Annotated in this window: 24 protein-coding genes; 5 read left to right on the forward strand and 19 right to left on the reverse strand. The window is 56.8% G+C overall.

The window, feature by feature from the left end; translation table 11 throughout:
* Positions 1-15: 15 nt before the first annotated feature.
* The 10 genes from flgK to flgB are packed head-to-tail and all read right to left on the reverse strand — an operon-like array spanning position 16 to position 7,825.
* Positions 16-1,383: a flagellar hook-associated protein FlgK gene (gene flgK, locus NNN71_RS09020; RefSeq protein WP_271458356.1), complete on the reverse strand. Its 1,368-nt coding sequence runs from the start codon at positions 1,381-1,383 to the stop codon at positions 16-18.
* The gene (locus NNN71_RS09025; protein WP_167574757.1) at positions 1,370-1,777 is read right to left on the reverse strand and encodes a rod-binding protein; all 408 of its coding nucleotides are present in this window, start codon (positions 1,775-1,777) and stop codon (positions 1,370-1,372) included. The genes flgK and NNN71_RS09025 overlap by 14 nt, the downstream gene beginning before the upstream one ends.
* Positions 1,777-2,880: a flagellar basal body P-ring protein FlgI gene (locus NNN71_RS09030; protein ID WP_411908135.1), complete on the reverse strand. Its 1,104-nt coding sequence runs from the start codon at positions 2,878-2,880 to the stop codon at positions 1,777-1,779. Before NNN71_RS09030 ends, NNN71_RS09025 begins: the two co-directional genes overlap by 1 nt.
* Entirely contained in the window at positions 2,880-3,545 is a 666-nt protein-coding gene (gene flgH / locus NNN71_RS09035; protein WP_167574756.1) for a flagellar basal body L-ring protein FlgH, read from the reverse strand. Before flgH ends, NNN71_RS09030 begins: the two co-directional genes overlap by 1 nt.
* A 24-nt stretch (positions 3,546-3,569) precedes the next feature.
* Positions 3,570-4,355, reverse strand: coding sequence for a flagellar basal-body rod protein FlgG (gene flgG / locus NNN71_RS09040; protein WP_167574755.1), 786 nt, complete (start codon positions 4,353-4,355; stop codon positions 3,570-3,572).
* Positions 4,356-4,376: 21 nt separating this feature from the next.
* Positions 4,377-5,108 (reverse strand): flagellar basal body rod protein FlgF, encoded by a 732-nt coding sequence (locus NNN71_RS09045; protein WP_167574754.1) that lies wholly within the window; start codon positions 5,106-5,108, stop codon positions 4,377-4,379.
* A gap of 3 nt (positions 5,109-5,111) precedes the next feature.
* Positions 5,112-6,314 (reverse strand): flagellar hook protein FlgE, encoded by a 1,203-nt coding sequence (gene flgE / locus NNN71_RS09050; protein ID WP_271458357.1) that lies wholly within the window; start codon positions 6,312-6,314, stop codon positions 5,112-5,114.
* A 34-nt stretch (positions 6,315-6,348) separates the two neighbouring features.
* Positions 6,349-7,023: a flagellar hook assembly protein FlgD gene (gene flgD, locus NNN71_RS09055; protein ID WP_167574752.1), complete on the reverse strand. Its 675-nt coding sequence runs from the start codon at positions 7,021-7,023 to the stop codon at positions 6,349-6,351.
* A 2-nt stretch (positions 7,024-7,025) separates the two neighbouring features.
* Positions 7,026-7,451, reverse strand: coding sequence for a flagellar basal body rod protein FlgC (flgC, locus tag NNN71_RS09060; RefSeq protein WP_167574751.1), 426 nt, complete (start codon positions 7,449-7,451; stop codon positions 7,026-7,028).
* Positions 7,452-7,474: 23 nt separating this feature from the next.
* Complete coding sequence (flgB, locus tag NNN71_RS09065; protein WP_167574750.1) at positions 7,475-7,825, reverse strand: flagellar basal body rod protein FlgB; 351 nt, start codon at positions 7,823-7,825, stop codon at positions 7,475-7,477.
* Between the two features lie 78 nt (positions 7,826-7,903).
* On the opposite strand from flgB, the gene flgA reads away from it, so the two are divergent.
* The 5 genes from flgA to NNN71_RS09090 all read left to right on the forward strand — a co-directional run bounded on the left by flgA (position 7,904) and on the right by NNN71_RS09090 (position 12,879).
* Positions 7,904-8,692: a flagellar basal body P-ring formation chaperone FlgA gene (gene flgA / locus NNN71_RS09070; protein WP_167574749.1), complete on the forward strand. Its 789-nt coding sequence runs from the start codon at positions 7,904-7,906 to the stop codon at positions 8,690-8,692.
* A 104-nt stretch (positions 8,693-8,796) separates the two neighbouring features.
* Positions 8,797-9,096 carry a flagellar biosynthesis anti-sigma factor FlgM gene (flgM, locus tag NNN71_RS09075; protein WP_223804129.1) on the forward strand — a complete coding sequence of 100 codons (300 nt, stop codon included), beginning with the start codon at positions 8,797-8,799 and terminating at the stop codon, positions 9,094-9,096.
* Positions 9,097-9,099: 3 nt separating this feature from the next.
* Complete coding sequence (locus NNN71_RS09080; RefSeq protein WP_271458358.1) at positions 9,100-9,537, forward strand: flagellar protein FlgN; 438 nt, start codon at positions 9,100-9,102, stop codon at positions 9,535-9,537.
* Between the two features lie 37 nt (positions 9,538-9,574).
* Entirely contained in the window at positions 9,575-12,052 is a 2,478-nt protein-coding gene (locus NNN71_RS09085) for a glycosyltransferase (protein ID WP_271458359.1), read from the forward strand.
* Positions 12,049-12,879 carry an FkbM family methyltransferase gene (locus tag NNN71_RS09090; protein WP_271458360.1) on the forward strand — a complete coding sequence of 277 codons (831 nt, stop codon included), beginning with the start codon at positions 12,049-12,051 and terminating at the stop codon, positions 12,877-12,879. The genes NNN71_RS09085 and NNN71_RS09090 overlap by 4 nt, the downstream gene beginning before the upstream one ends.
* A 48-nt stretch (positions 12,880-12,927) precedes the next feature.
* Here NNN71_RS09090 and NNN71_RS09095 read toward each other — a convergent pair whose 3' ends face one another.
* From NNN71_RS09095 to NNN71_RS09135, 9 genes are read right to left on the reverse strand one after another with little or no spacing between them, the layout of a single operon-like run.
* Positions 12,928-13,869: a hypothetical protein gene (locus tag NNN71_RS09095; RefSeq protein WP_271458361.1), complete on the reverse strand. Its 942-nt coding sequence runs from the start codon at positions 13,867-13,869 to the stop codon at positions 12,928-12,930.
* Positions 13,856-15,295 (reverse strand): glycosyltransferase family 2 protein, encoded by a 1,440-nt coding sequence (locus NNN71_RS09100; protein ID WP_271458362.1) that lies wholly within the window; start codon positions 15,293-15,295, stop codon positions 13,856-13,858. The genes NNN71_RS09095 and NNN71_RS09100 overlap by 14 nt, the downstream gene beginning before the upstream one ends.
* A gap of 5 nt (positions 15,296-15,300) precedes the next feature.
* On the reverse strand, positions 15,301-15,747 hold the full coding sequence (gene fliJ, locus NNN71_RS09105; RefSeq protein WP_271458363.1) for a flagellar export protein FliJ: 447 nt from the start codon (positions 15,745-15,747) through the stop codon (positions 15,301-15,303).
* 6 nt (positions 15,748-15,753) lie between these two features.
* Entirely contained in the window at positions 15,754-17,073 is a 1,320-nt protein-coding gene (gene fliI / locus NNN71_RS09110) for a flagellar protein export ATPase FliI (RefSeq protein WP_167574740.1), read from the reverse strand.
* Positions 17,060-17,809 (reverse strand): flagellar assembly protein FliH, encoded by a 750-nt coding sequence (gene fliH, locus NNN71_RS09115; protein WP_249022568.1) that lies wholly within the window; start codon positions 17,807-17,809, stop codon positions 17,060-17,062. Before fliH ends, fliI begins: the two co-directional genes overlap by 14 nt.
* A 3-nt stretch (positions 17,810-17,812) precedes the next feature.
* Positions 17,813-18,838 (reverse strand): flagellar motor switch protein FliG, encoded by a 1,026-nt coding sequence (locus NNN71_RS09120; protein WP_167574738.1) that lies wholly within the window; start codon positions 18,836-18,838, stop codon positions 17,813-17,815.
* A complete protein-coding gene (fliF, locus tag NNN71_RS09125; RefSeq protein ID WP_271458364.1) occupies positions 18,810-20,495 on the reverse strand; it encodes a flagellar basal-body MS-ring/collar protein FliF in 1,686 nt (561 codons plus the stop codon). Before fliF ends, NNN71_RS09120 begins: the two co-directional genes overlap by 29 nt.
* 10 nt (positions 20,496-20,505) lie before the next feature.
* Positions 20,506-20,874 carry a flagellar hook-basal body complex protein FliE gene (gene fliE / locus NNN71_RS09130; protein WP_167574736.1) on the reverse strand — a complete coding sequence of 123 codons (369 nt, stop codon included), beginning with the start codon at positions 20,872-20,874 and terminating at the stop codon, positions 20,506-20,508.
* 19 nt (positions 20,875-20,893) lie between these two features.
* Complete coding sequence (locus NNN71_RS09135) at positions 20,894-21,925, reverse strand: sigma-54 interaction domain-containing protein (protein ID WP_167574735.1); 1,032 nt, start codon at positions 21,923-21,925, stop codon at positions 20,894-20,896.
* Positions 21,926-22,121: the final 196 nt, after the last annotated feature.

Below are 22,121 nucleotides of genomic sequence, written 5' to 3' on the forward strand. Positions count from 1 at the left end.
TACTCCTGATGACGCTTAAAAAATGCCCAGCAAATCGCTGAAGACCTGGTTTCCAGCAGCAATCACTTTCATGTTCGCCTGATAGGACTGCATGTAAATTTGCAGGTTAATCGCCTCTTCGTCCTGGTTAACCGCGCTCAGGTTATCCCGCTGCTCTTGCGCCTGCTCGCTGACGGACACCGCCGCGTCCATTTCGGTTTTACTCTGTTTACTGGCAATACCAATCGTGGAGATAATCGCCGCCGCCCCTTCGTTGAGGCTCATGTTGCCGAGGCCAGGGATATTGGTTTTCTGGTTTTTCAGCTCGATCAGCAGGTTCAGGTTATCGCCGTTGCCCGGTTCGTCGGGATCGCTGGACAGGGCCAGCTCTTCCGGCTCGAGATCGTTAACCTGCAATATGCCCGCCGGGTTGGACGGGTCGAAGGTGAACAGCGGTTTTCCCGCATCGCCGTTCAGGTCATAGCCTTTCGCCAGCTGATCGTTGAACATGTCCGCCACCGCCTGCGCCATGCCCTGAATAGCGTCGCCCATCTGCTGGAGCGTACCGGTTTCATAATCGTACAGCGCGCCCAACTGACCGCCGGCGGACGGATTGAGCGAAAACTCACTGGTGGAGAACTTCAGGGTTAACGTCGAATTCCCGTTGCCGTCCGTGCCCACGCTCAGTTGCCCGGCGGTTTTACCGCTGACTAGCGGCTGGCCGTTGCTCAGCGAAACGGTATAGCCGCTGCTGTCATCGCTAACCTTGACCTCTGCCAGCGAACTGAGCTGCTTTACCAGCTCGTCGCGCGCGTCGCGGAGCGTGCTGCTGTTGCCACCGGTGGCGTCCATCTCAACAATTTTCTTGTTGTAGTCGGCAATGCCGCCGCTCAGGGTGTTGATCTGATCAACCATCGCCCCGCGCTGAGTCGTAATGGACTCTTTCTGGCTGGTGACAAAGTTGTTCATGCTATTGAAGCGGGTAGCCAGCGTGTTGGCCTGGTTCAGCAGCTGCTGACGCCGCGCCTGTGATTCTGGCTCCTGGGTCAGCTCGCTCAGGGCGCTGACAAAATCATCAAGCCCGGTACCGATGCTGGTTGAGTCGGTGCCGATCACCTTCTCCAGTGCGCTGATGTACTGGTTGCCCATGCTGTAGTAGTTGGACTTGGTGTTGGTCTGCCACACCTGATTCACCAGATACTGGCTGGAGATACGGCGGATGCTATCCACCTGCACGCCGCTGCCCGGCGTAATCCCGGCTTCGCCCATCGGGCCGATAGCGCTCTGGATGATCCCCTGACGGCTATAGCCGGAGGTCAGGTAGTTGGCCGTATTCATCGACGTGACGTTCATGCCCAACTGGGCTGCCTGCAGACCACTGAAGGCGATATTAATCATACTCATGGCTTACTCCTGCCCTTCGGGTTACGGGAACGACGGGCGTTTTAAGTTCTTGCGGTTGTCCATGTAAAGCGGCCGCTTCCGCCCCATTCTTAAGCGACGCCGTCGTCTGAGGCGACAGCTGGTTGATGATCATCTGCGCGATGCCGGTGCTGCGCTGCGAAGCCAGCTCGGACGCCATCTTGTCATCATAAAAATCACGCATCATTCGCTGCTGCTTGCTGTTGAACGGATTATCTTCCCCCAGCACATCCGACGCTTTGCGCATCTGCGACAGCATCGATTTCAGCATCAGCGCTTCAAACTGCTCGGCAGCCTGTTCCAGATTCTGCGGCTTGACCTGCCCGGTCATATCGCCGGGCAGAATCGCGGTTTGTCGGTTAATCGCATCCAGCATTACATCACCACCAGTTCAGCATCCAGCGCGCCTGCTTCGTGCAGCGCCTGAAGAATGGCCATGGTATCGTCCGGCGCGGCGCCCAGACTGTTCAGGGTGTTCACGATGCTGCGCAGGCTGGTGCCCGCGGCGATCGTCACCATCTGGCCGCGACCGCGGTTCACGCTGACGTCGCTCTCCGGCGTCACTACCGTCTGGCCGCGACCAAAGGCGTTTGGCTGGCTGACGTTGGACGACTCGCGGATAGTCACGGTCAGATTGCCGTGGGAGACCGCCGCGGCGCGCACAATCACGCCGTCGCCAATCACTACGGTGCCGGTGCGCGCGTTAAACACCACGCGCGGCGGCTGCTTGCCGGCGTTAATCTGCACGTCTTCCAGCGCCGACATAAAGGCCACGCGCGCGCCGGCGCCCATTGGCGCTCGCACCGCCACGTTGGTGGCGCTCTGCGCAGTCGCCGTCCCCGCGCCAAAAGCGTTGTTCAGCGCCACGGCAACGGTGTTGGCGGTTTTAAAGCTTGGCCGTTTAAGGTTAAGCATCACCATCGGTTCCTGCTGGAAGTCGCTGGCGATCTCGCGTTCAACGGAGCCGCCGTTCGGCACACGACCCACGGTCGGCGTGTTGATGGTCACGCTTGAGCCGCTGTTGCCTTCGGCCTTGACGCCGCCAACCACCACGTTGCCCTGCGCCAGCGCATAGACTTCGCCGTCAGCACCGCGCAGCTGGGTCAGCAGCAGCGTACCGCCGCGCAGGCTTTTGGCATCGCCAATGGACGATACGGTGACATCAATGCTCTGACCCAGCGAGTAGCCCGGCGGCAGCGTGGCGCTGATCGCCACCGCCGCCACGTTTTTAACCTTCGGGTCGATTTTGGCCGGCAGCTGTACGCCAAACTGGCGCAGCATATTGGTGACCGATTGGCTGGTGAACTTCACCTGGTTTTTATCGCCGGTGCCGTCAAGGCCGACCACCAGGCTGTAGCCAATCAGTTGGTTACCACGTACCCCCTGAATATCCACCACGTCACGCAGCGGCTGGGCCACGGCAGACACGCTGAAGAGGCACAGGAAAAACAGTATCCGTTTAAGCATCATGGCCTCCATCACATCGGGAACAGCGGGTGGTTAAAGAAGCGAACCAGCCAGCCCGCGGCGTTCGAATCGCTGAGCGCGCCGCGCCCGGCGTAAGAGATGCGGGCGTTGGCAATACGCTGTGACGACACAGAGTTATCGCGCTCGATATCATCGGCACGCACCAGCCCGGTCACGCGCATATACTCATCGCCCTGGTTGAGGGTGAGCCATTTCTCGCCGCGAATCGCCAGCACGCCGTTAGGCAGCACCTTAAATACCGCGACGGTGATTGCCCCGCGCAGGCTGTTTTGCTGTTGCGACGTGGCGCTGCCGTTAAAGTTACGGCTGCCGTCAACCGAGCCGGACAGCTTATCGACCGAGTGGCCAAAGGCTTCGGGGATGCCCAGCGAGACATCGTTCTTCTTGCCGAAATTGGTCCGCGCCTGCTTGCTGGCCTGCGTGGATTCATCCAGCTTGACGGTCAGAATATCGCCCACGCGGTAGGCGCGACGGTCCTGAATCAGCGACCAGTTATAGCCGCTGTTGTACACTCCACCGCCGCGTACCGGGGTTTCCGGCATGGCGAAATCTTCCGGCGGCGCATACGCCGCGTCGTCTTTTTGCACCAGCAGCGCCGGGCTTTCACAGCCCGACAGCATCAGCGCCAGCAAAACGACTGCTACCTGCTTTTTCATCTCTTTCACTTCACTGCCCTACCGTTACATCGACTGCGTGACAAACTTCAGCATGTCGTCGGCGGCAGAGACCATTTTGGCGTTCATTTCATAGGCGCGCTGAACGGTGATCATATCGACCATCTCCTCAACGACCTGTACGTTAGAGCCTTCGAGCGACCCTTGTTCCAGCTGGCCAAACGCCTCTTCACCCGGTACGCCTTCTACCGCCTGGCCGCTGGCCGCGGTTTCGAGGTACAGGTTGCCGCCGATGGCTTCCAGACCGGCCGGATTGACGAAGTTCACCAGCGTCAACTGACCCAGCTCAACCGGATCGGCCTCGCCCGCCACGGTGGCGGTAATCGTGCCGTCTTTACCAATCTGCAGGTCTTTGACGTTGTCCGGCAGCTCAATCTGTGGGATCAGCGGCAGGCCCTGGGCATTGGTCAGCACGCCTTCCGGCGTTTTCTGCAGGTTGCCGGCGCGGGTGTAGGCGATATCGCCATTGGCGGTTTCGACCTGGAAGAAACCCTGACCGGAGATCGCCACATCAAGGCTTTGCCCGGTGTTCTGGATGCTGCCGACGGTGAACTCTTTCTGCGTTCCAACGACCTTAACGCCGGTCCCGTACTGGATGCCGGTCGGGGAGACGTTGTTCTGATCCAGCTGGCCGCCCGGCGTGCGCTGATTCTGATAGAACAGATCGGCAAACATCGCGCGATCGCGTTTAAAACTGGTGGTGTTAACGTTCGCCAGGTTGTTCGAAATGGTGGTCATGCGGGCGTCTTGCGCCGCTAACCCCGTTTTGCTGATCCATAAAGCAGGATTCATTGGTATTCCTTAATCGTATTCTTAAGTGCCGCGAATCAGGCGGTTGCCTGCGGTGGCGAGATCTTCTGCGGCTTTCATCATCTTGATCTGCGCTTCAAACTGACGGTTGAGCGCAATACTGGAGACCATTTCGCCGATGGCCGACACGTTGGCCGCTTCCAGATGCCCGGCGGCCACCGTCACGTCTTCATCGCGTGGGGTAAACGCCGCGTTGCTCACCAGGAAACCCGCGTCGTTTTTGCTCAGCGCACTGGCCGGAATGTTCACCAGCTTCACGCGGTCGATATCCATCGGCGCGGCAATGTCGCCGTCATCCGGCACGATGGTGATCACCCCATCTTCAGCGATGGAGACTGACGAGTACGGCGGCAGCACGATAGGGCCGTTATCGCCTTCCAGCGGCAGCCCGTTGATCGACAGCTCCCCTTCGGCATTGATATCAATCTGGCCGTTGCGGGTATAGACCTCACGGTTGCCGCTGCGCAGCGCAATCAACCCATCGCCTTTTACGGCGATGTCCAGATCGCGGCCGGTTTCCCGTACCGCGCCTGGCGCTAAATCGACGCCGCCCTGAGTGGGCTGCGCCAGGTAGCGGGTGGCATAGCCCTCGCCGCTCACCTGTTGGGTCAACGCGTTGTCGAGATCGCTGCGGAAACCCTGAGTGTTGACGTTGGCCAGGTTGTTCGCGTGGATCTCCTGCTGCGACAGGCTGCGCGACGCGCCGCTCACCGCGGTGAAAAGTAAGCGATCCATCGATTACACCGCCTGGAACAGCGCGCTCATCATGCTGTCGTTGGTGCTGATGACTTTGGTGTTCGCCTGGTAGTTACGCTGCGCGGTCATCAGGCCCACCAGCTCGGAGGTCAGATCGACGTTGGACGACTCCAGCGCACCGGAAACGATAGAACCCAGCAGGCCGGAACCCGGCGTACCGGTCAGCGGCGCGCCGGAGCTGGCGGTTTGCGCCCAGGTGGTGCCGTCCTGCGACTGCAGACCGTTCGGGTTGGTGAAGTTCGCCAGTACCAGCTGGCCCTGCAGCAGTCGTTCACCGTTGGAGAAGGTGGCGTACACGCTGCCGTCTTCATCGATCGCCTGGCCGGTACGTTCACCGGAGGCGTAGCCGTCGCCTTTGTTTTTGCTGACGGAGAAATCGGAGCCGTACTGGGAGGTGCCGTTGTAGCTCATGTCGATAGTGATGGATTCAGCGCCCGCAATGTCTGCTGTCAGCGGAACGGAACCACTCGGGTTGGTCAGGATGCCCTGGCTATTGAAGGTCAGGTTCTGCACCTGATCGACGCCGCCATTGGTCACCGGCTTATCGTCCATGTAGTAATGCACTTCCCACTCGTTTTCACCGGTCTTCACAAAATACTGGTTCAGCGTGTGTTCGCGGCCCAGAGAGTCATAAACCTGAGTCGTGTAGGAGTTGTTGTAAGAGGTGTTGTCTTTCGGGTCGAACGGCGAGGTCGCCGGGACTTCCGCGCGCGCATCCAGGTTCGCGGTAAAGTCGATGCTCTCGGTCGCTTTCGCCGGAATAGAACCGCTGCTGATGGTCAGGTTGCTGATGGTTCCCACCTGTAGCGTACCGTTGGCATCAACCGGATACCCTTGCAGGTACATGCCCAGGTTATTGACCAGGTTACCGGCGCTATCGGTGCCGAAGTAACCCGCACGGGTGTAAGCAGTGGTACCCGCGCTATCGCGAACCATAAAGAAACCGTTGCCGTTAATCGCCAGATCCAGCGCGGTGCCGGTGGAAGAGATGCTTCCCCCTTTGGTAATGCTCTGGGTTACCGCTGAAACGCCGACGCCCAGCGGCTGGCTTTCCGCATACAGCGCGGAGAACTCAGCGCGGCCAGACTTGAAGCCCACGGTGCCGGAGTTGGCAATGTTGTTCGAGATAGCGTTCAGCTGTTCGGTAACGGCATTCAGACCGGAAGTTGCAATACTAAAGCTCATAATCGTTCCTGTTTAATTAACTGCCTGATTCACTTCAGGCTTTGTTCTTAGAGGTGTTACCAAACTGGGTAATATTGTTGTAGGCGATTTCACCCAGACCGTTGATGTTCAGTACGGTCGAGCTGCCGTCGAGCGGGATACGCACGTTGTTCACCACGCCGCCGATTTCAACCGGCACGTTCTCTTCGCCGGTATCGGTCACCACGCTCAGGGTATATTTCCCTTCGCTCAGGCCGAGTTCTTCCGGATCGATGTTGAAATCCACCTGTCCGGCTTCCTGTTTGCCCAGCTCGATTTTGTGCTCGACGCCAGCGGAATCTTTAACAATCACCGTCACCACGTTGGCCGCGTGCTCCAGCGTCAGACGACCATCAAGCACGGTTTCACCGTCACTCTCGATAGAACTGGTCTGTACCATCACATGCTGCCCGACCAGGTTGCCGGTGGTGAGAGTTTGCAGGTTGTCCATCAGCACAGAGCTGTTGGCCATTAGCTGCGACATGGTTTCCATCGACTGCACCTGGGTCAGCTGCGCCAGCTGACTGACGTACTCGGTCCCGTCGGTTGGGTTGAGCGGATCCTGGTTCTGGATCTGCGCTACCAGCAGCTGCATAAACATGGTGTTCATGCCGGAGGCGGTGCTGTTGCTGGTAATGCCGTCGGTGGAGCTGGAAGCCCGGCTATTGGCGTAAGAGTTATCAACGTTCATGCTTATACTTCCCCAAGTCGCAGCAGGCTTTGCTGCATGCTTTTTACGCTGTTAAGTACGTCGACGTTGGTTTCAAACCCACGTGACGCTGACATCATGTCCGCCATCTCTTCCACCACGTTGACGTCCGGGTAGTAGACGTAGCCGTCGTCGCTTGCCATCGGGTTGTGCGGCTCATAGCGCTGCACCGCGTTGCCCGTTTCAATGACGTCCATCACCTGCACGCGCGCGCCGGTGAGCGCGCGGCTGTGCATCAACTCATCGTTTTGATAAACCGCAGCAAACACCGGACGACGCGCTTTATAGGTGCCGTCTTCGGTGGCGGAGGCGGTTTCCGCGTTGGCGAGGTTACTGGCGATGGTGTTAAGACGAACTGTTTGCGCCGTCATCGCCGACCCCGAAACGCGATAGATATCCGAAAAAGCCATATTGCGTGGTTACCTGCGTTGGATTACTTGCCTTCAATGGCCTGCTTGAGACCAGTGAACTTCATGTTTAAAAAGGCCAGGCTCATTTGGTAGTCCTGGGTGTTTTTCGCAAACTCGGCCTGCTCAACGTTCAACGAGACGGTGTTGCCGTCTGAAGAGGGTTGATAGGGCACGCGATACATCTCCTGCGCTGACGTCTGCGTGGAAAAACTCGACCGTGAGCGTTGCATCTCGGAGGCAAAATCAATATCTTTAGCCTGGAAGTTGGGGGTATCAACGTTTGCCAGATTGGCTGAAAGCAGCTCTGCTCGGGAAAGTCGAAGTGCTACAGCCTGTGGATGAACGCCCAATGCTTTGTCAAAAGTAATACTCACAATTCACACCCTCGTGATGCTAAAACCTGCATGATCTGCTCACTCGTATAGCAATATTCATGCCAAGGTTTTAATTACATGATTTATAATGTTTTTGTTCATTTTTTTCGCGCCAGTGTGAAACGGGATTTCCGCTTCCTCACCGGCCTTTTCCTGCTCGCTATCTCTGCCGCGATTCCCGCGTCCGCCGCTGAGCGCCCGACCAGCGCCCGTAAGCAAATCTATGTCGCCGTCCAGCTCCACGCGGCTGATATTGTTCGCCAGGAAGCGAAACGCCGCCGGTGGCCGGAATATCAGGCGAAAATGAACCTGTTTATTCCCTCCGAAGCCTCGCAGTACGCGACCTGCAGCCAGGAACCTGCCGTGTCGATCCCCGGCGGCGACCGTCTCGATCTCAACCGTCTACGTTTTGATGTGCGCTGTGCGGATGCCAACGGCTGGGATATCGCGGTCACCGTCAAACCGGATATCTATCTGCCAGTCGTCGTGGCCGACAGCACCCTCGAACGCGGCCAGCAGATTTCCGCCGACAACCTCACCATTAAAAAACTCAACATCAGCAACACGCGTGGCGACTACCTGACCGATCCGGCAGAGGTTATCGGCCTGACCGTGAAGCGCCGCGTGCGCGACCGCCAGCCGATTACGCTCAACCAACTGGAGTCACCGCTGCTGGTTGAACGTGGCCAGCGAGTGCTGATGGTGGCTGAACAAAATGGCGTCGAGGCCCGTACCATGGGCGAAGCCATGAAAAAGGGGCGTAAGGGCGAGATTATTAAGGTGAAAAACGAGAGTAGCGGTCGCGTGGTCAGCGCCATTGTCGCCGACATCGGCGTGGTAAACATGGTGTACGCCAGCGGGAATTAAAAAACTTCCCGCAACGTTTAAGTTATCTTCCTTAACTGCCGCTCTTTACTGACAACGGCACAGGAAGTCCGACTTCCGCAGGGCAAGGTTCATACGCCACCACCATAAACAATGAGAACGAGGGCGCAGCGATGAAAGTAACCGCACCACAGTACAACCTGACCACCGCAATCAATAAAGCCAGCAGCGCGGAGCAGACCCGCACCGTGGCTCAGGAAGGCACCAGCGTGACGCGCAGCGCCGCGATTGATCCGGTTCTTGGCGATGCGCAAACGCAGCTGAGCACGCTGCCAGAAGTCGACATGGCGCGCGTCGCCGAAATGAAAGAAGCCATCAGCAGCGGCAAAATCAGCGTCAATATTGATTCACTGACCGATGCGATGCAAAAGTATTTCCAGAGGTAATTTATGACTAACGCAGCCCAACGCGTTAAAGCACTGATTCAGGACATGACCGAAGACCGTAAACGCTATCATGCCCTGACCACACTACTTGAAAAGCAGCGCCACCACATTGTTGCCCGCGACGCTGCCGCGTTAGATAGCGTGAACGAGCAGATTATGGCGCTGTACCATCAGCTGTCGCAAAGCAGCCAGCAGCGCTACCAGATTCTCGGCCAGTTAGGGATTGACCCGAGCACCGAAGGCCTGAAAACGCTGATCGCCCGCCTGCCCGCCGCCCATCAGCCTTCTGTTTCCGCCCTCTGGCAAAGCCTTCAGCAGCAGGCTGCTGATTGCCGGATCGCCAACGACTACAACGGGGCGTTGATGAGTATGCAACAGGAGATTCTGGGGAATTTGCAGAATGCCAGCGCGCCGGAGAATTGGTTGTATCAGCAGGGGTGAGTCCCTGCTTTTTTGTTTTCCCTTCTGAGTAGCCAAAATGCCAACATCCCACATGCTTCACCAGCTGGCTGAAGCACACCAGAGAACCTTTCATTCACTGTTAAGAATCGGCTTTACCTCAAACGAGGCTCGCAACGATATCCCGTCTATTCTGGATATCCAATGCGTGAGCGATGCCTTTCAACAGGGTGAGCCGTCATTCAAACAACCGTTTGATTTTGTCCAGGTACAAGGTGGTTTAGATATCCTTAACCAACTGAAAACGTGGCTGGATGTGACGCCAACTTTCAGTGACCTGCTCCTCTGCAACGCCGATGAAGATACCTTTGCCCAGGCTGCATACTGGTTAGGCCGTAAAGGCTACCGCTGCCTATGCCAGTCTGCACAAGGGGATGACTTTTATTTCTCCGTACTCCCCGAGCCACGTCAGCATATTGTGATGACCGCAACGGCCGATAATTACCACTTTGCTGAGCCGCTGATCCACCTTGCTCGCCAGGATGGTCATTTAGTGACGCCGCTTTCACTGAAAGGGTTAACCAAAGAAGTGCTACAGGGTTGGTTACAACACTGCGATGTTGCCTGGTTTGAGTGGGGAGATAGTGCGGTTATCGCCGCCAGCCATTTACAGAAATCCTGCCGCATGGTTTGCCGTATTCATCGCTATGAGCTGTACGACAAAACCTTTTTAAACGCCAACTGGCATAATATCGATGAGGTCATCTTTGTCTCAGAAGCGATGAAAGTCCGATTTATGACGCTGCTGGGCGATAAGTTGCCCTCAACGTTGGTATTAAAAGTCATCGGCAATCTCACCCACCATCAGCCAGCCAGCACAGCCCGGAAAACCCGGCGCGACGGTTACCAGATAGGCTGCGTCGCTCGATTTGTCGGCATCAAAAATCTGTTTCTCCTGATTCCGATTATGCAAATGCTGATCCAGCGAAATAATCGCTATCGGCTAACCATCGTTGGACGCGTTGAAGATGAGTGTCTGTATGAGTCATTCATCGAGTTTATAGCGCAAGCCGGGATGGCTAAATATATAAGAATTGAAGGCGAAATCCCGCCCCATAAGATGGCCCAGTGGTATAGCAATAAATCGTATCTGCTCTCTACCAGCTATTTCGAATCACAGGGCATGGGCATTTTTGAAGCCATGATGGCCGGTGTCAAACCAGTCGTGTTTTCCGCGAGCGGCGGGTTGCGTGAATACCTCCCCGCAGAATGGTGTTTTACCCAACTGGATGAAGCAATTGAACAGCTTTTAACGCCCCCTATGCCCGCCGAATATTATGCGCAGCAGGCAGTCACGTTACTCAAACAGGATAGTTTCACCGAAGCCTACCGCGAATGCTGGACACAACCTGAAGCAGTGCGCACTTTTACCATTATTATCCCAAGCTACAATCGGGAAGAGATGATCATATCGGCCATCACTTCAGCGCTGAACGTGGACTATCCATATTTTGACGTGGTAGTGGTGGATGACGGCTCAAGCGACAACAGCCTGGCGCGAATTGCGGATATGTTTGACGATCCCCGTCTGCGAGTTATAGCCAAAAAGCACACCAATGCACCAGATACCCGTAACGTCGGGATTAGTCACGCTCAAGGGGAATACATCGTTTGGCTGGACAGCGACGATATCCTGCACCGCTCAACATTACGCCATTACGATATGCTGCTCACCCGCTGGCCAACATGCGATATTATCTCGTGTGGTATCAGTCAGTTCGGCAGTGAACAACGGCTCTTTTATCGAACAGAAACAGCGCTTCCTCCGGCTAATTTGCTGCCACAGATCGTGCTGGGATGCCCTATCATCAATCCTGGCTGTTGTGTAAGAAAACAGATTTATGATGTCGTTGGTGGCTTTAACGATAGCTTCCTGCGTGCGCACGACTACGAATTCTGGTCACGAGCACTAGGCAGCGCCAGCGTACTCTTTACCTCACGCAATAACGTGCAGTATCGCCTGCACGCCAACAACCTGACGGGAATAGGCCAGCAGGTTGATAACACCTATGAATACCGAATATTCTCCAGCATCATCGCGCGCTATCCAGCGCGTTTACTGTTCCCGGAAATGCCCGCCTCTCAGATAAAAACCGTCATAGCCCAACTCCGCGAAAAGCGAGAGAAAGCATGCGGGCTAGAAAATCTAGTCATTGTTATCCCCGCAATGGGAGAAGCCGTAGAGAAACTGGATACGGCCTTTCAGGCCCTAGGTATACAGCAGGATCGTGCATTTGAAATCTGGGTTGTATCCGATCACGACCTTAGCTTCCTCTCAGTGCCAACGCAGCGCAGCGAACGCTACGATCCTCAGGCTATTGTGCGAGATATTGCCGAAAAGCGCCCGGCACACTATTCCTACATTTACGCCTTTCAGCCCCATACGGCCCTGGCACCCGACGCTATTAGCCAACTTAAACAGCATATTTTGACAAAAACGAACGCGAGGCCGGAAGGATTTACCTGTCTGCGAACAATTCAACAGGTATCACTATGAATAAGATGATGGCAATGCCACTCACTGAGAAACTCAATCAATTATTTACCTTCGCCGCCGAGGAGGATTTTGATAACTACTCATTCAACTGCCTTGGCGAGATGATCACTATTTTCCACATGAAGCAGGATTTTATTCCGCAACAGATTCGGCAGCATAACACCTTCTATGAAGCTGAATTTCTGCAAACGCTTAGCTTTTTCTGGGATCGGCAGGGCGCGGTATTTGATATTGGTGCCAATATAGGTAACCACAGCCTTTGGTTCGCCAAAATTATGGGGGCCTGCGTTTGGGCATTTGAACCCATTCCAATGAATGCGCTAACGCACTGCATAAATATGGAAATCAATCATGTAAAAGATCGTGTCCGCTTCTTCCAGATCGGGTTAGATAAGATAGATGGCGAACTGTCCATGGGCATGGCAAAAGAAGGCAATATGGGAACCTGGTCAATGCTGACCGGAGGCGGTGAAGACAGCGTCAAGGTAAGCGTAACGCCTCTTGACAGTCTTTTAGAAAAAACACCTCTGGATTTGCCCATTTCCGTAATCAAAATCGATGTGGAAGGAATGGAGGAAAACGTACTTCATGGTGCCAGAGATGCTCTTCAACGCTTTAAGCCGGTCCTGGCTATGGAGAGCGCCACGCTGAGCGAACTGAGCTCGCTGGAAACGTTGATTTCCCCCTGGGGCTACTTCCCTGTAGAGGTCATGAACTATACGCCTACGTTTATCTGGCTGAATAAACATAACCCGTATCATATGGAAAAACTCAGCGAATACATTCGCCGCCGGACAATTCTCAAACGCCAAACACGTTACGCCTGATATCCTCCACATTCCCCCCGCTCCTACAGGGGGAATGTACGGCCACCACTACAGTAGCGACAACCCGCACAGCAAGCTGTAATCTGCCGTATTCCCTGGCTCACCCACTGACGGATTTTTCTGCTGCCAGCCGCGCAGCGCACTTACCAGCAGCGCGACATCGTCCTGGGTCAGTTCCTTCTGCTCGGCGCGAATGACGCACAGCATTTTGATGTGGAAAAACTGCCGCGCGAGGCCGAGCAGCGCTTCGCCGTAATTGGTGCAGCCTACGCCGGGGAAAATATCGCTATACAGCTGATAAATGAGGATATTGCGCAGCGTATGCGGCTGTTCGTCAAACAGCGCGATCGTGGGCCATGCCGAATCCAGCGCCTGCTGACGCTCTGCCAGACGTGCGGGCTGCATAATCGCCAGTTCGCTCAGCTTCAGCGACATTCCCATTTTCTCCACCATCGGCAGATTCAGGTTCAGGCGCATCGCCCCCATCTCTTTAAGCTCCGCCGCACGGTTCTCGATGATGGGCGGCAACATAGCAAACTGCTGCGCCAGTACACCCTGTTCCGCCAGCGTGGCCAACTGCGCCCCCATGTCGACCAGTAGCGCCGGATCGCTTTCGCCGTTATCCAGATGCTGCTGTGCTTTGCTAAGCAGTATGCCGATGGCATACAAGCTCTCTTCCAGCGTCAGCGCCGGATGCACCGCCAGGTTGATACACTGCTGGTTAAGCGCTTCGCTCCACGCCGAAAGTAACTCTTCACTCTGCGGCGCGGCCTTTGAGGTATGCAGCACGAAGGCCTCCGGGTTGAACAGCATCTCTTTTGCCGCCGTTTCACAGCCAATATCCAGCGTTTCACGCTGCTGGTTTTTCAGCTTTACGCTGATGTGCGGCCACTCCTGTTCGGCATTCTGGCACGCCGGACAGGCACACGACGTCTCCCGCGCATCGAAGCGTGCAACGAATTCAGGTTGGTAATGTTCAATCAGTTCCATGTGTGTTCTCTTTGGTCGTCTCGGCTTCACGATGTTTACGGAAAAACCAGTGCGTACAGTCGATCAGCTCACCCGTTTTCGGGTCTGGATGATGCTGCAAGAAAGCAAAGCTCGGGCTAAAGCCCAGCCACAGCGGCGTCTGCTGCTGCAGATTTTGCCAACAGTGATCCAGACTGAGCGCTTGCTGGTAGGTCTCCAGCAACGTGTCGTAATAGTTGGCATTCACCGCGTAGGCGCACGCGCAGCCCGCTTTGTAAATTCGCGCCACGCCCTGCATGGTCCGCGTGGGCACGAAGCGTTCATAGCGCCCGCCCAGCAGCAGCACCTGCCAATCCAGCAGTTCCAGGCCGTTGAGCAGTTTGTTGATGTTGTTCACCGCGTTTTCTTTTTTCACAAACCGCAGTTCGGCATCCAGCAGCACCACGTTCTTCCAGCCCTGCTGTTTAGCGTGCGCCACAATCTGGTAGTGGGTCTGCCGCGCGGCGGCATCGCTCGACTCGGCCTTCACTTTCGCCACCGGCCAGATTTGATCGGCCTGGACGCCAAGCGCCAGCAGCGCCTCACAGCGTTCGGGAAGCATCTCCTCCTGCTGCGGTTCGTAAATCACGGCAACCTTCTCAAACACCGACCAGTTCACCAGCGTGTTGAGCGGCGCGGTGCTCAGGCGACGGTAATGCGCCAGCAGGTTGGGGTCGTGGACGAAATCTTCCAGCGTCAGATCTACCGCTGTGGAGCTGTCCATGATGTAGTCTTTATCGAAGGTATTACTGCTGTGCGAAATGCAAAGAATGCTCTGCTTCGGGTCGATCTGCTGCACCGGCGTCGTAAAACGGTTCAGGAAGGCATACTCTTCTGCCCGGGTAGCATCATCGTCATAACGGTTTTTCTTCAGCAGATTACGGTGATAGCCAAAAGTACCGTTCAGCGCATGGTGCGCGCCGAAAGGGTGCGTCAGGTAGATTTTGTCCAGGTGGCTGTACCAGATGTAGATCTGGTCGCAACCGGAGAACAGCGCGTGATGACTCTGCATCTGCGTCACCTGATGGGAAATTTTATTCGGCGGATAATAGTCGTCATCATCAAAACAGAGGATGTACTCGCCCTTCGCCAGCGCGTTAAGCCGGTTGCGTTTATGGCCCAGCACCAATCGCTCCGGGCTATGGATATAGCGTACGTTCGGCGTCGCCGGGTCGCTCATCATCTCGATGAGATCGGCGTTACTGGTCGGAGAATCGTCGAGAATAATCAGCTCGCGCTTGTCCGCCGGGTAGTCCTGGTACTGCCAGATATAGAGCAGATAGGGCAGAAACTCGCGGCGGTTATAGGTCGGGCAGACGACACTGACAAATGGCGTTGTTTGCGGCTGCGGGCGCTGCTGGCGAGCGAGCAGCGCGGACATCAGGTTTGGTTTATTGGCGGTCTTCATCACAATTATCGTTGGCGCGCGGCGGCCAGCTGCTGACGCAGCCAACACTGGGTAGAAACAGAATCAGTCATTTTTTGCTCCCGACGGCTCCTTTCCATCCGTTGGTCGCTGCGTTTGGCGTCCAGTACCAGCTCGAGGCTCTTTTCGCGCTTCGCCTCAGCCAGCAGATTGCCCTGAATTTTTTGCGCTTCGAGGTTAGCCAGCGCCTGCTCTTGTTTCTGCCAGTCGATAACACGTTGAATATTGTGCTTATATTTCGACTGGTTAATCATCATCACGGCGCTATTGACGCTCTGCTCCGCCAGCCCGGAGGCCAGCGAGGTCAGCGCATCAATATTCTTCTCAAAGCGCTGGCAGACCTGCTTTTGCGAGGCCAGCTTCGAACTGAGATCATCAACCGCGCGCGTGCGCATCAGATGAAGCTGTTCCAGCGTAGAAATCAGTTTATTCATCGTGCATTACCCTGCTTGCGCCAGCGTACGCAGATCGTTAACGGTCGAATCCATTAACGCCGCGTCCTGAACTTCCTGTTGTAAGAACTGCGTGATGGCCGGAGAGAGACGGACGGCTCTATCAGCCAGCGGGTCTGCGCCAGCAACGTACCCCCCCAGCGGAATTAACGGCTTAATGCTCTGGTATTCGGCATACAGCTGCTTAAGCGTGCGCGCGGCGAGCTGATGTTCGCGGGCGGTGACCTGGCTCATGCAACGGCTGATCGACTGGCCGATATCGATGGCCGGATAGTGTCCTGCTTCCGCCAGATGGCGCGACAGCACGATATGGCCGTCGAGCACCGCACGCGCGCAGTCGACGATCGGATCCTGCTGATCGTCGCCCTCCGCCAGCACGGTATAGATCGCGGTCATCGATCCGCAGCTTTCGCTGTTGCCGGCGCTCTCCACCAGACGGGGGATCATACTGAACGCCGACGGCGGATATCCTTTGGTGGCGGGAGGTTCGCCGAGTGATAGCGCAATCTCACGCTGCGCCATGGCGTAGCGGGTCAGCGAGTCGACCAGCAGCAGCACGTCTTTGCCTTTATCGCGGTAATAGCTGGCGATGGTGTGACACAGCTCGGTGGCTTTGATGCGCATCAGCGGCGATTCGTCCGCCGGTGCGGCGACAATCACCGACTTCGCCAGCCCTTCGGCCTGTAGCGAGTTCTCGATAAACTCTTTCACCTCACGGCCACGTTCGCCGATCAGCCCCACCACCACCACTTCGGCCTGGGTGTAGCGGGTAATCATGCCGAGCAGCACGCTTTTGCCCACGCCGCTGCCCGCCATCAGCCCCACGCGCTGGCCTTTGCCGATGGTCAGCAGGCCGTTAATGGCGCGGACGCCAACGTCCAGCGGCGCCTCCACCGGCTGGCGTTTCAGCGGGTGAACTTGCGGTAGCTGCTGCGGCAGCAGCGTGTCGCCGCCGAGTTTGCCTTTGTCATCCAGCGGTTCGCCAAGGCCGTTAACCACCCGCCCCAGCCACTGGTCGCCAATCATCACGCCTTCGCTTTTTCCGGCGGGAAACACGCGCGCGCCGGCAATCAGGCCGGAAGGCTGCTTGAACGGCATCAGGTAGGTGACTTCGCGGTCAAAGCCCACCACCTGCGCTTCCATCATCTCGTGCTCGATGCTTTCGACGTGGCACAGCTGGCCAATCGCCAGACGACAGCCGACGCACTCCAGCAAAATGCCGTTGACGCGGACCAGTCTCCCGGCGACGCGCGCCAGATCGATCTGTTCAATGGAGCGCAGCGCCTGTTCGAAATCAAGGCTGCTCATGCGCGGCTTCCGGCAACAGGTTGTCCTTCAGCACCGACACGCACTGGTCGAGGCGGTGCTGACAGCCAACGTCCATCTCGGTGGTATCGGTAATCACGCGGCATTCGCCCAGCTCAAGCGCCGGATCGGCAACCAGCCCCCACTCGCGGGTCTTTTCCGGCTCCGCTTCGCTGATGCGGCGGAATTCTTCAGCATTGAGCATCACGCGAATTTGCTCCGGCGGCTGCGGCAGGCTGGTCACCGCCTCTTCCACCAGCGCCAGCAGCTGCGTCGGGTGCAATGCCAGCTCGCAGCGAATCACCTGACGGGTGACTTTCTCCACCAGCTGTAGCAGCTCTTCGCGACGACGCTGTTCATAACCGTCAAGGAAACGCTGGACGTCGGCGGTGATGCGCTCAAACGGCGCCGCCGCGTCCAGGAACTGCTGGCGAGCCTGCTGTTTACCTTCGGCGAGCCCTTTACGCATCCCGTCATCAAAGCCCAGACGCATGCCTTCCTGATAGCCTTCCTCTTTGCCTTCTGCCATTCCCTGCGCGAAGCCCTGATTCACGCCCTCGCGGAAGCCTTCCTCAAGCTGCTGCTGATACGCCGCCGGATCCGGCGCGGCAACCGACTGGTCGTCCATCGGCGCGTCAGGCGTCGCCCAGCGTTTACGCAACGGCGGGAATTTATGCAGCTGCGGTTTCGCGGTGGCATGGCGGTTGGCGCTCAGCGATAAGCTGCGTTTTTTGAACATGGTTTATTCCACCGTCTGTTCTGCGAACAGCTGTACCTGAATCTCACCCTCTTCCACCAGCTGGCGCAGGGTCTGCATAATCTCTTTACGCACCTGCTCGATACGGCTGACCGGCACCGGCCCCAGGCGCGTGGTGGTGCTTTGCAGCAGGGTCACCTGGCGCTTCGGCATGACGTTGAAGATCGCCTGACGCAGCACCGGCTCGGTGCCCTTCAGCGCCACGGCCCATTCATCGATCGGCACTTCATCCATCAGGCGTTGCAGGGTCATCGGGGTCTGGCGGCTGAGGATGTAGAACTCATACATCTCATCCTGCAGATCGTCGACCACGCTCTCGTCACGTTCGCGCAGCTGCTCCAGTAGTTCCTGCTGGTTGCTGGGGATACGGTTGACGATATTCGCGGCGTGCTTGATACCGGCGACCTTCGAGCCGTGCTCGGAGAGCACGGCGATGCCACGGTCAATCAGGCGATCCAGCTCGTCGATCACGTCGCGGTTAACGTCATCCAGACGCGCAATGCGGTAGATGATTTCGTCCTGACGTTCACTCGGCAGCACGCTCAACACGCTGGCTGCAATATCCGGCGGCAGGAAGGCGAGGAACACCGCCTGCAATTGCAGGTGCTCTTGCTCAATCAGCGCCGCCAGCTGCGGAATATCCACCCATTGCAGGCGCGCCATGCGATAGCGAATCTCATCACCGTAGATGCCGTTAATCACGCTGCGGGCAATTTCGCCGCCCAGCGCTTTTTCCAGAATGCTCCGCAGGTAATAACGCGATGCGCCGTTGATACCACTCTGCTCACGGTAGTCGGAGAAGAAGTTGTTCATCGCCTGACGCGCGTGGTTAACCTTCACATCATGCAGACGCGCCATGGTTTCGCTCAGCAGCACAACCTCTTCACGGTTCAACTTCTGCATCACCTGCGCCGCGGCTTCCTCTCCCACGCTCATCAGCAGAATGGCCGCCTGTTCCAGACGGCTGCGGCTACCTGAATTACTATTCCGATTTGCTGTTGCTTCGGTCATTGCTGTTAATCCACTGTTTCAGTACTTCCGCTACGCGCTCCGTCTCGCTCTGGGCCAGAACCTGGAGATACTCCACCTTGGTTTCCAGGCCGGAACTTTGCGGCGGCAGCAGATCGTCGTTGTTGTTAAAAGCGGTGCTCGGCAGCGCGGTGAGATTGTCATCCTGAGCTTCGGACTCATCGGTCAACAGGCCGCGTTCGTTCTGTTGGGCCTCGTTCACCAGACGCTCGCGACGTCCCAGACGCTGGGCCAGCGGACGGACGCCAAACAGCAGCGTGAGTAAGGCCAGCAGGCCAATCCCGCCGTTTTGTCCCCAGTACTGCATATCCGGGTCTTTCCACCACTTCTGGTTCAGCATGCTGTCGGTTGCTGGCGCGGTGAAGGCGAGCACGTCCAGCGTCAGCGCGTCGCCACGTTCTTTATCAATACCGGCGGCGCTCTCCACCAGACGGGTGATCGACGTCAGCTGAGTGGGGGTAATATTGGCCAGCGCAGGCGCGGACTGGTTCAACGCCACGGCGACGCTCAATTTCTCCAGCTTGTAGCCGGGATGGCGGATATGGCGGATGTCGCGATCGAACGCGTATTTACGCTGCTCCTGGCTACGGCTGGAGAGGGAACGCGGGTCGCTGGTGTTGTTAGCAGCGGTGTTAGCCGCTGGAGCCGCATCGCCCGCCGCCTGTGCGGCAGCGGCCTGCGGGTTCTGGTTCACCGGGCGGTTGCTTAGCGAGCCGGGAATCCCGAACGCCATTTCGTTGGTGGTGTTCTCCTGGCTTAGCTGCTCATCGCTGACGCGCGGATCTTTGCCCAGACGTTCCTGAGTCTCTTCCACACGGCTTAAGTCCACGGTCGGCGCAACGCTGATGCGGTAGTTGCCCGCGCCCACCAGGGAGGTCAGCAGGCTGGCGATATTCTTGCTGGTGTCTTCGCGGATACGCTGCATGACATCGTCGCCCAGGCGTTTACCGGCGATGCTGCCGTCCGGCCCGGCCACGCCATCAGACAGCAGATTGCCCGCCTGATCGACCACGCGTACGCTCTCGGCGGACATACCCGGTACGGAACCGGACACCAGTTGCACAATCGAGGCCACCTGCTGTTCATCCAGCTGTCGGCCATAGCGCAGTTGCACCACAACCGAGGCGCTGCTGTTCGGCTTATTGGTCAGCACAAACGAGCTGGACTCGCTCAGCCCAAGATGAACGCGCGCGGTTTCTACCGGGTCCAGCGCCATGATGCTTTTCGCCAGCTCGCCTTCCAGGCTGCGCTTGTAGCGCACGTTCTGGATAAACTGGCTGCTACCGAGCATCTCTTCTTTATCCATCAGCTCATAGCCGTCCGGCGTTGCCGCGCTGATGCCTTTGGCCGCCAGCGCCATACGCGCCTGGGACAGTTTGTTTTCGGTCACCAGCACCTGGCCGTTATCCGGATTAATGCGGTAGGCAATGTTTTCCGCGCCCAGTACGTCCACGACCTGCGCGACCGGCACCTGCTCCTGCGCGCCGTACAGCGCGACGTAGCCCTGATTGTGATTCCACAGCGACGCAATGATGGCGATCGCCAGCACCACGCCGCCGGCAATCACCAGCAGTTTCGGATTGTTGATGCCAGCGGGGAGGGAGACGGCAGGGAGACGATCTTTGATTTTGTTTAACACGGTACAGACCTTACAGCGAAATATTCATCACTTCGTCGAGCGCGCTGTTGAGCTTGTTGCGCACCTGCATCATCGCCGAGAAGGCCACGCTGGCTTTCTGGCTCTCAATCATCGCGCCGGCTAAGTCGTCGCTCTGACCCATATCAATTGCGGTCTGTTTGGCGCTGGCGCTGTGCTGTAGCGCGTCCACGTTGTCGATGGCGTTATTTAACACGCGGGAAAAAGAGACCGAGTCGGTGCTGGCAAACGCGCTGTTCGCCGGGGCAATCGTCTGTGCGGTGTTGACCGAGCCGGCGGAAGCCAGCATGGCCGTTTGCTGCATACGGTCCAGCAGCGCCTGGTGCGCGGTGTTAATACCTGCGGCGGCAATCTTGTCCATTATTTCTTCCTTCCTGGCCTCAGGAATAACATTCAATATCAATGCCTTCGTCGCGCATTGACGCAAGGCGGTAACGCAGAGCGCGTGGGGTAATGCCTAAAAACTCCGCGGTCTTGGATTTATTGCCTTTATGGCGTTTGAGCAGATCGATAATGTACTGGTACTCCGCCAGACGTCCGTGCAGCTTCACGTCGCGGATGGCAGAACTGCCGGTATCCTGCTCGCGGTAAGCAGGCATGACGCCCACCGACGGGGTTTCCGGCAGCGGCACGCGCGCCACCAGACCAAAGTCGGCGGCTTTAATTTCATCGCCGTTGCCCAGAATCATGCCGCGCTGGATAACGTTCTCCAGCTCACGCACATTGCCCGGCCAGTCATAGCCGAGCAGCGCGTTGCGCGCATCGTCGCTCAGGCGCACGTCGCCTTTGTGGAAGGCGCGGTATTTGGCAATAAAGCGCTGCACCAGCGGCAGGATGTCCTGCTTGCGCTCGCGCAGCGGTGTGATGTGAATAGGTACCACGGAAATACGGTAAAACAGATCCTGACGGAAACGGCCTTCGGCAATTTCCTGTTGTAAGTCTTTATTGGTAGAGGCAATCAGTCGAATATCCAGCGGAATACGTTTATGGCTACCCAGGCGTTCAACTTCCTGCTCCTGTAATACCCGTAATAACTTCGCCTGTAATGACAGCGGCATATCGCCAATTTCATCCAGCAGCAGCGTACCGCCGTTTGCCTGCTCAAATTTACCGGCTACACTCGCCACCGCGCCGGTAAATGCACCTTTCTCATAACCAAATAAAATCGCTTCCAGCATACTTTCTGGAATAGCGGCGCAGTTAACCCCGACGTACGGGGCTTCACTGCCGCAGGCATGCTCGTGGATATATTTAGCGACACACTCCTTGCCCGTTCCTGTCTCACCAGTCACCAGGACTGATACATTATATTTAGCAACGCGGCGAGCTAATGAGATTACGCCCACGCTGGCAGGAGAAACGGCAACAAAACCTTCTCCGTGACGGTCTTCACGTTCAATGATAATGCTCATTTTGGATTACCAGTAAAAAAGAACAAATAAGGATAATGCGCTAAACCTTTATTAAACGTGCGCTGCAATCACCTTGCTACATAGAAGATTAAAAGCGTTTTTATAATGTTAATAAAGATTAAAGACTGCGGTATTTTCATGGGGAAAGAATCCTTCCGTGAAAATATGCTGCCTAGTATACGCATGGTGTAGGAAT

This window comes from Kluyvera sp. Awk 3, assembly GCF_028069715.1.
GTDB classification, from domain to species: domain Bacteria; phylum Pseudomonadota; class Gammaproteobacteria; order Enterobacterales; family Enterobacteriaceae; genus Kluyvera; species Kluyvera georgiana_A.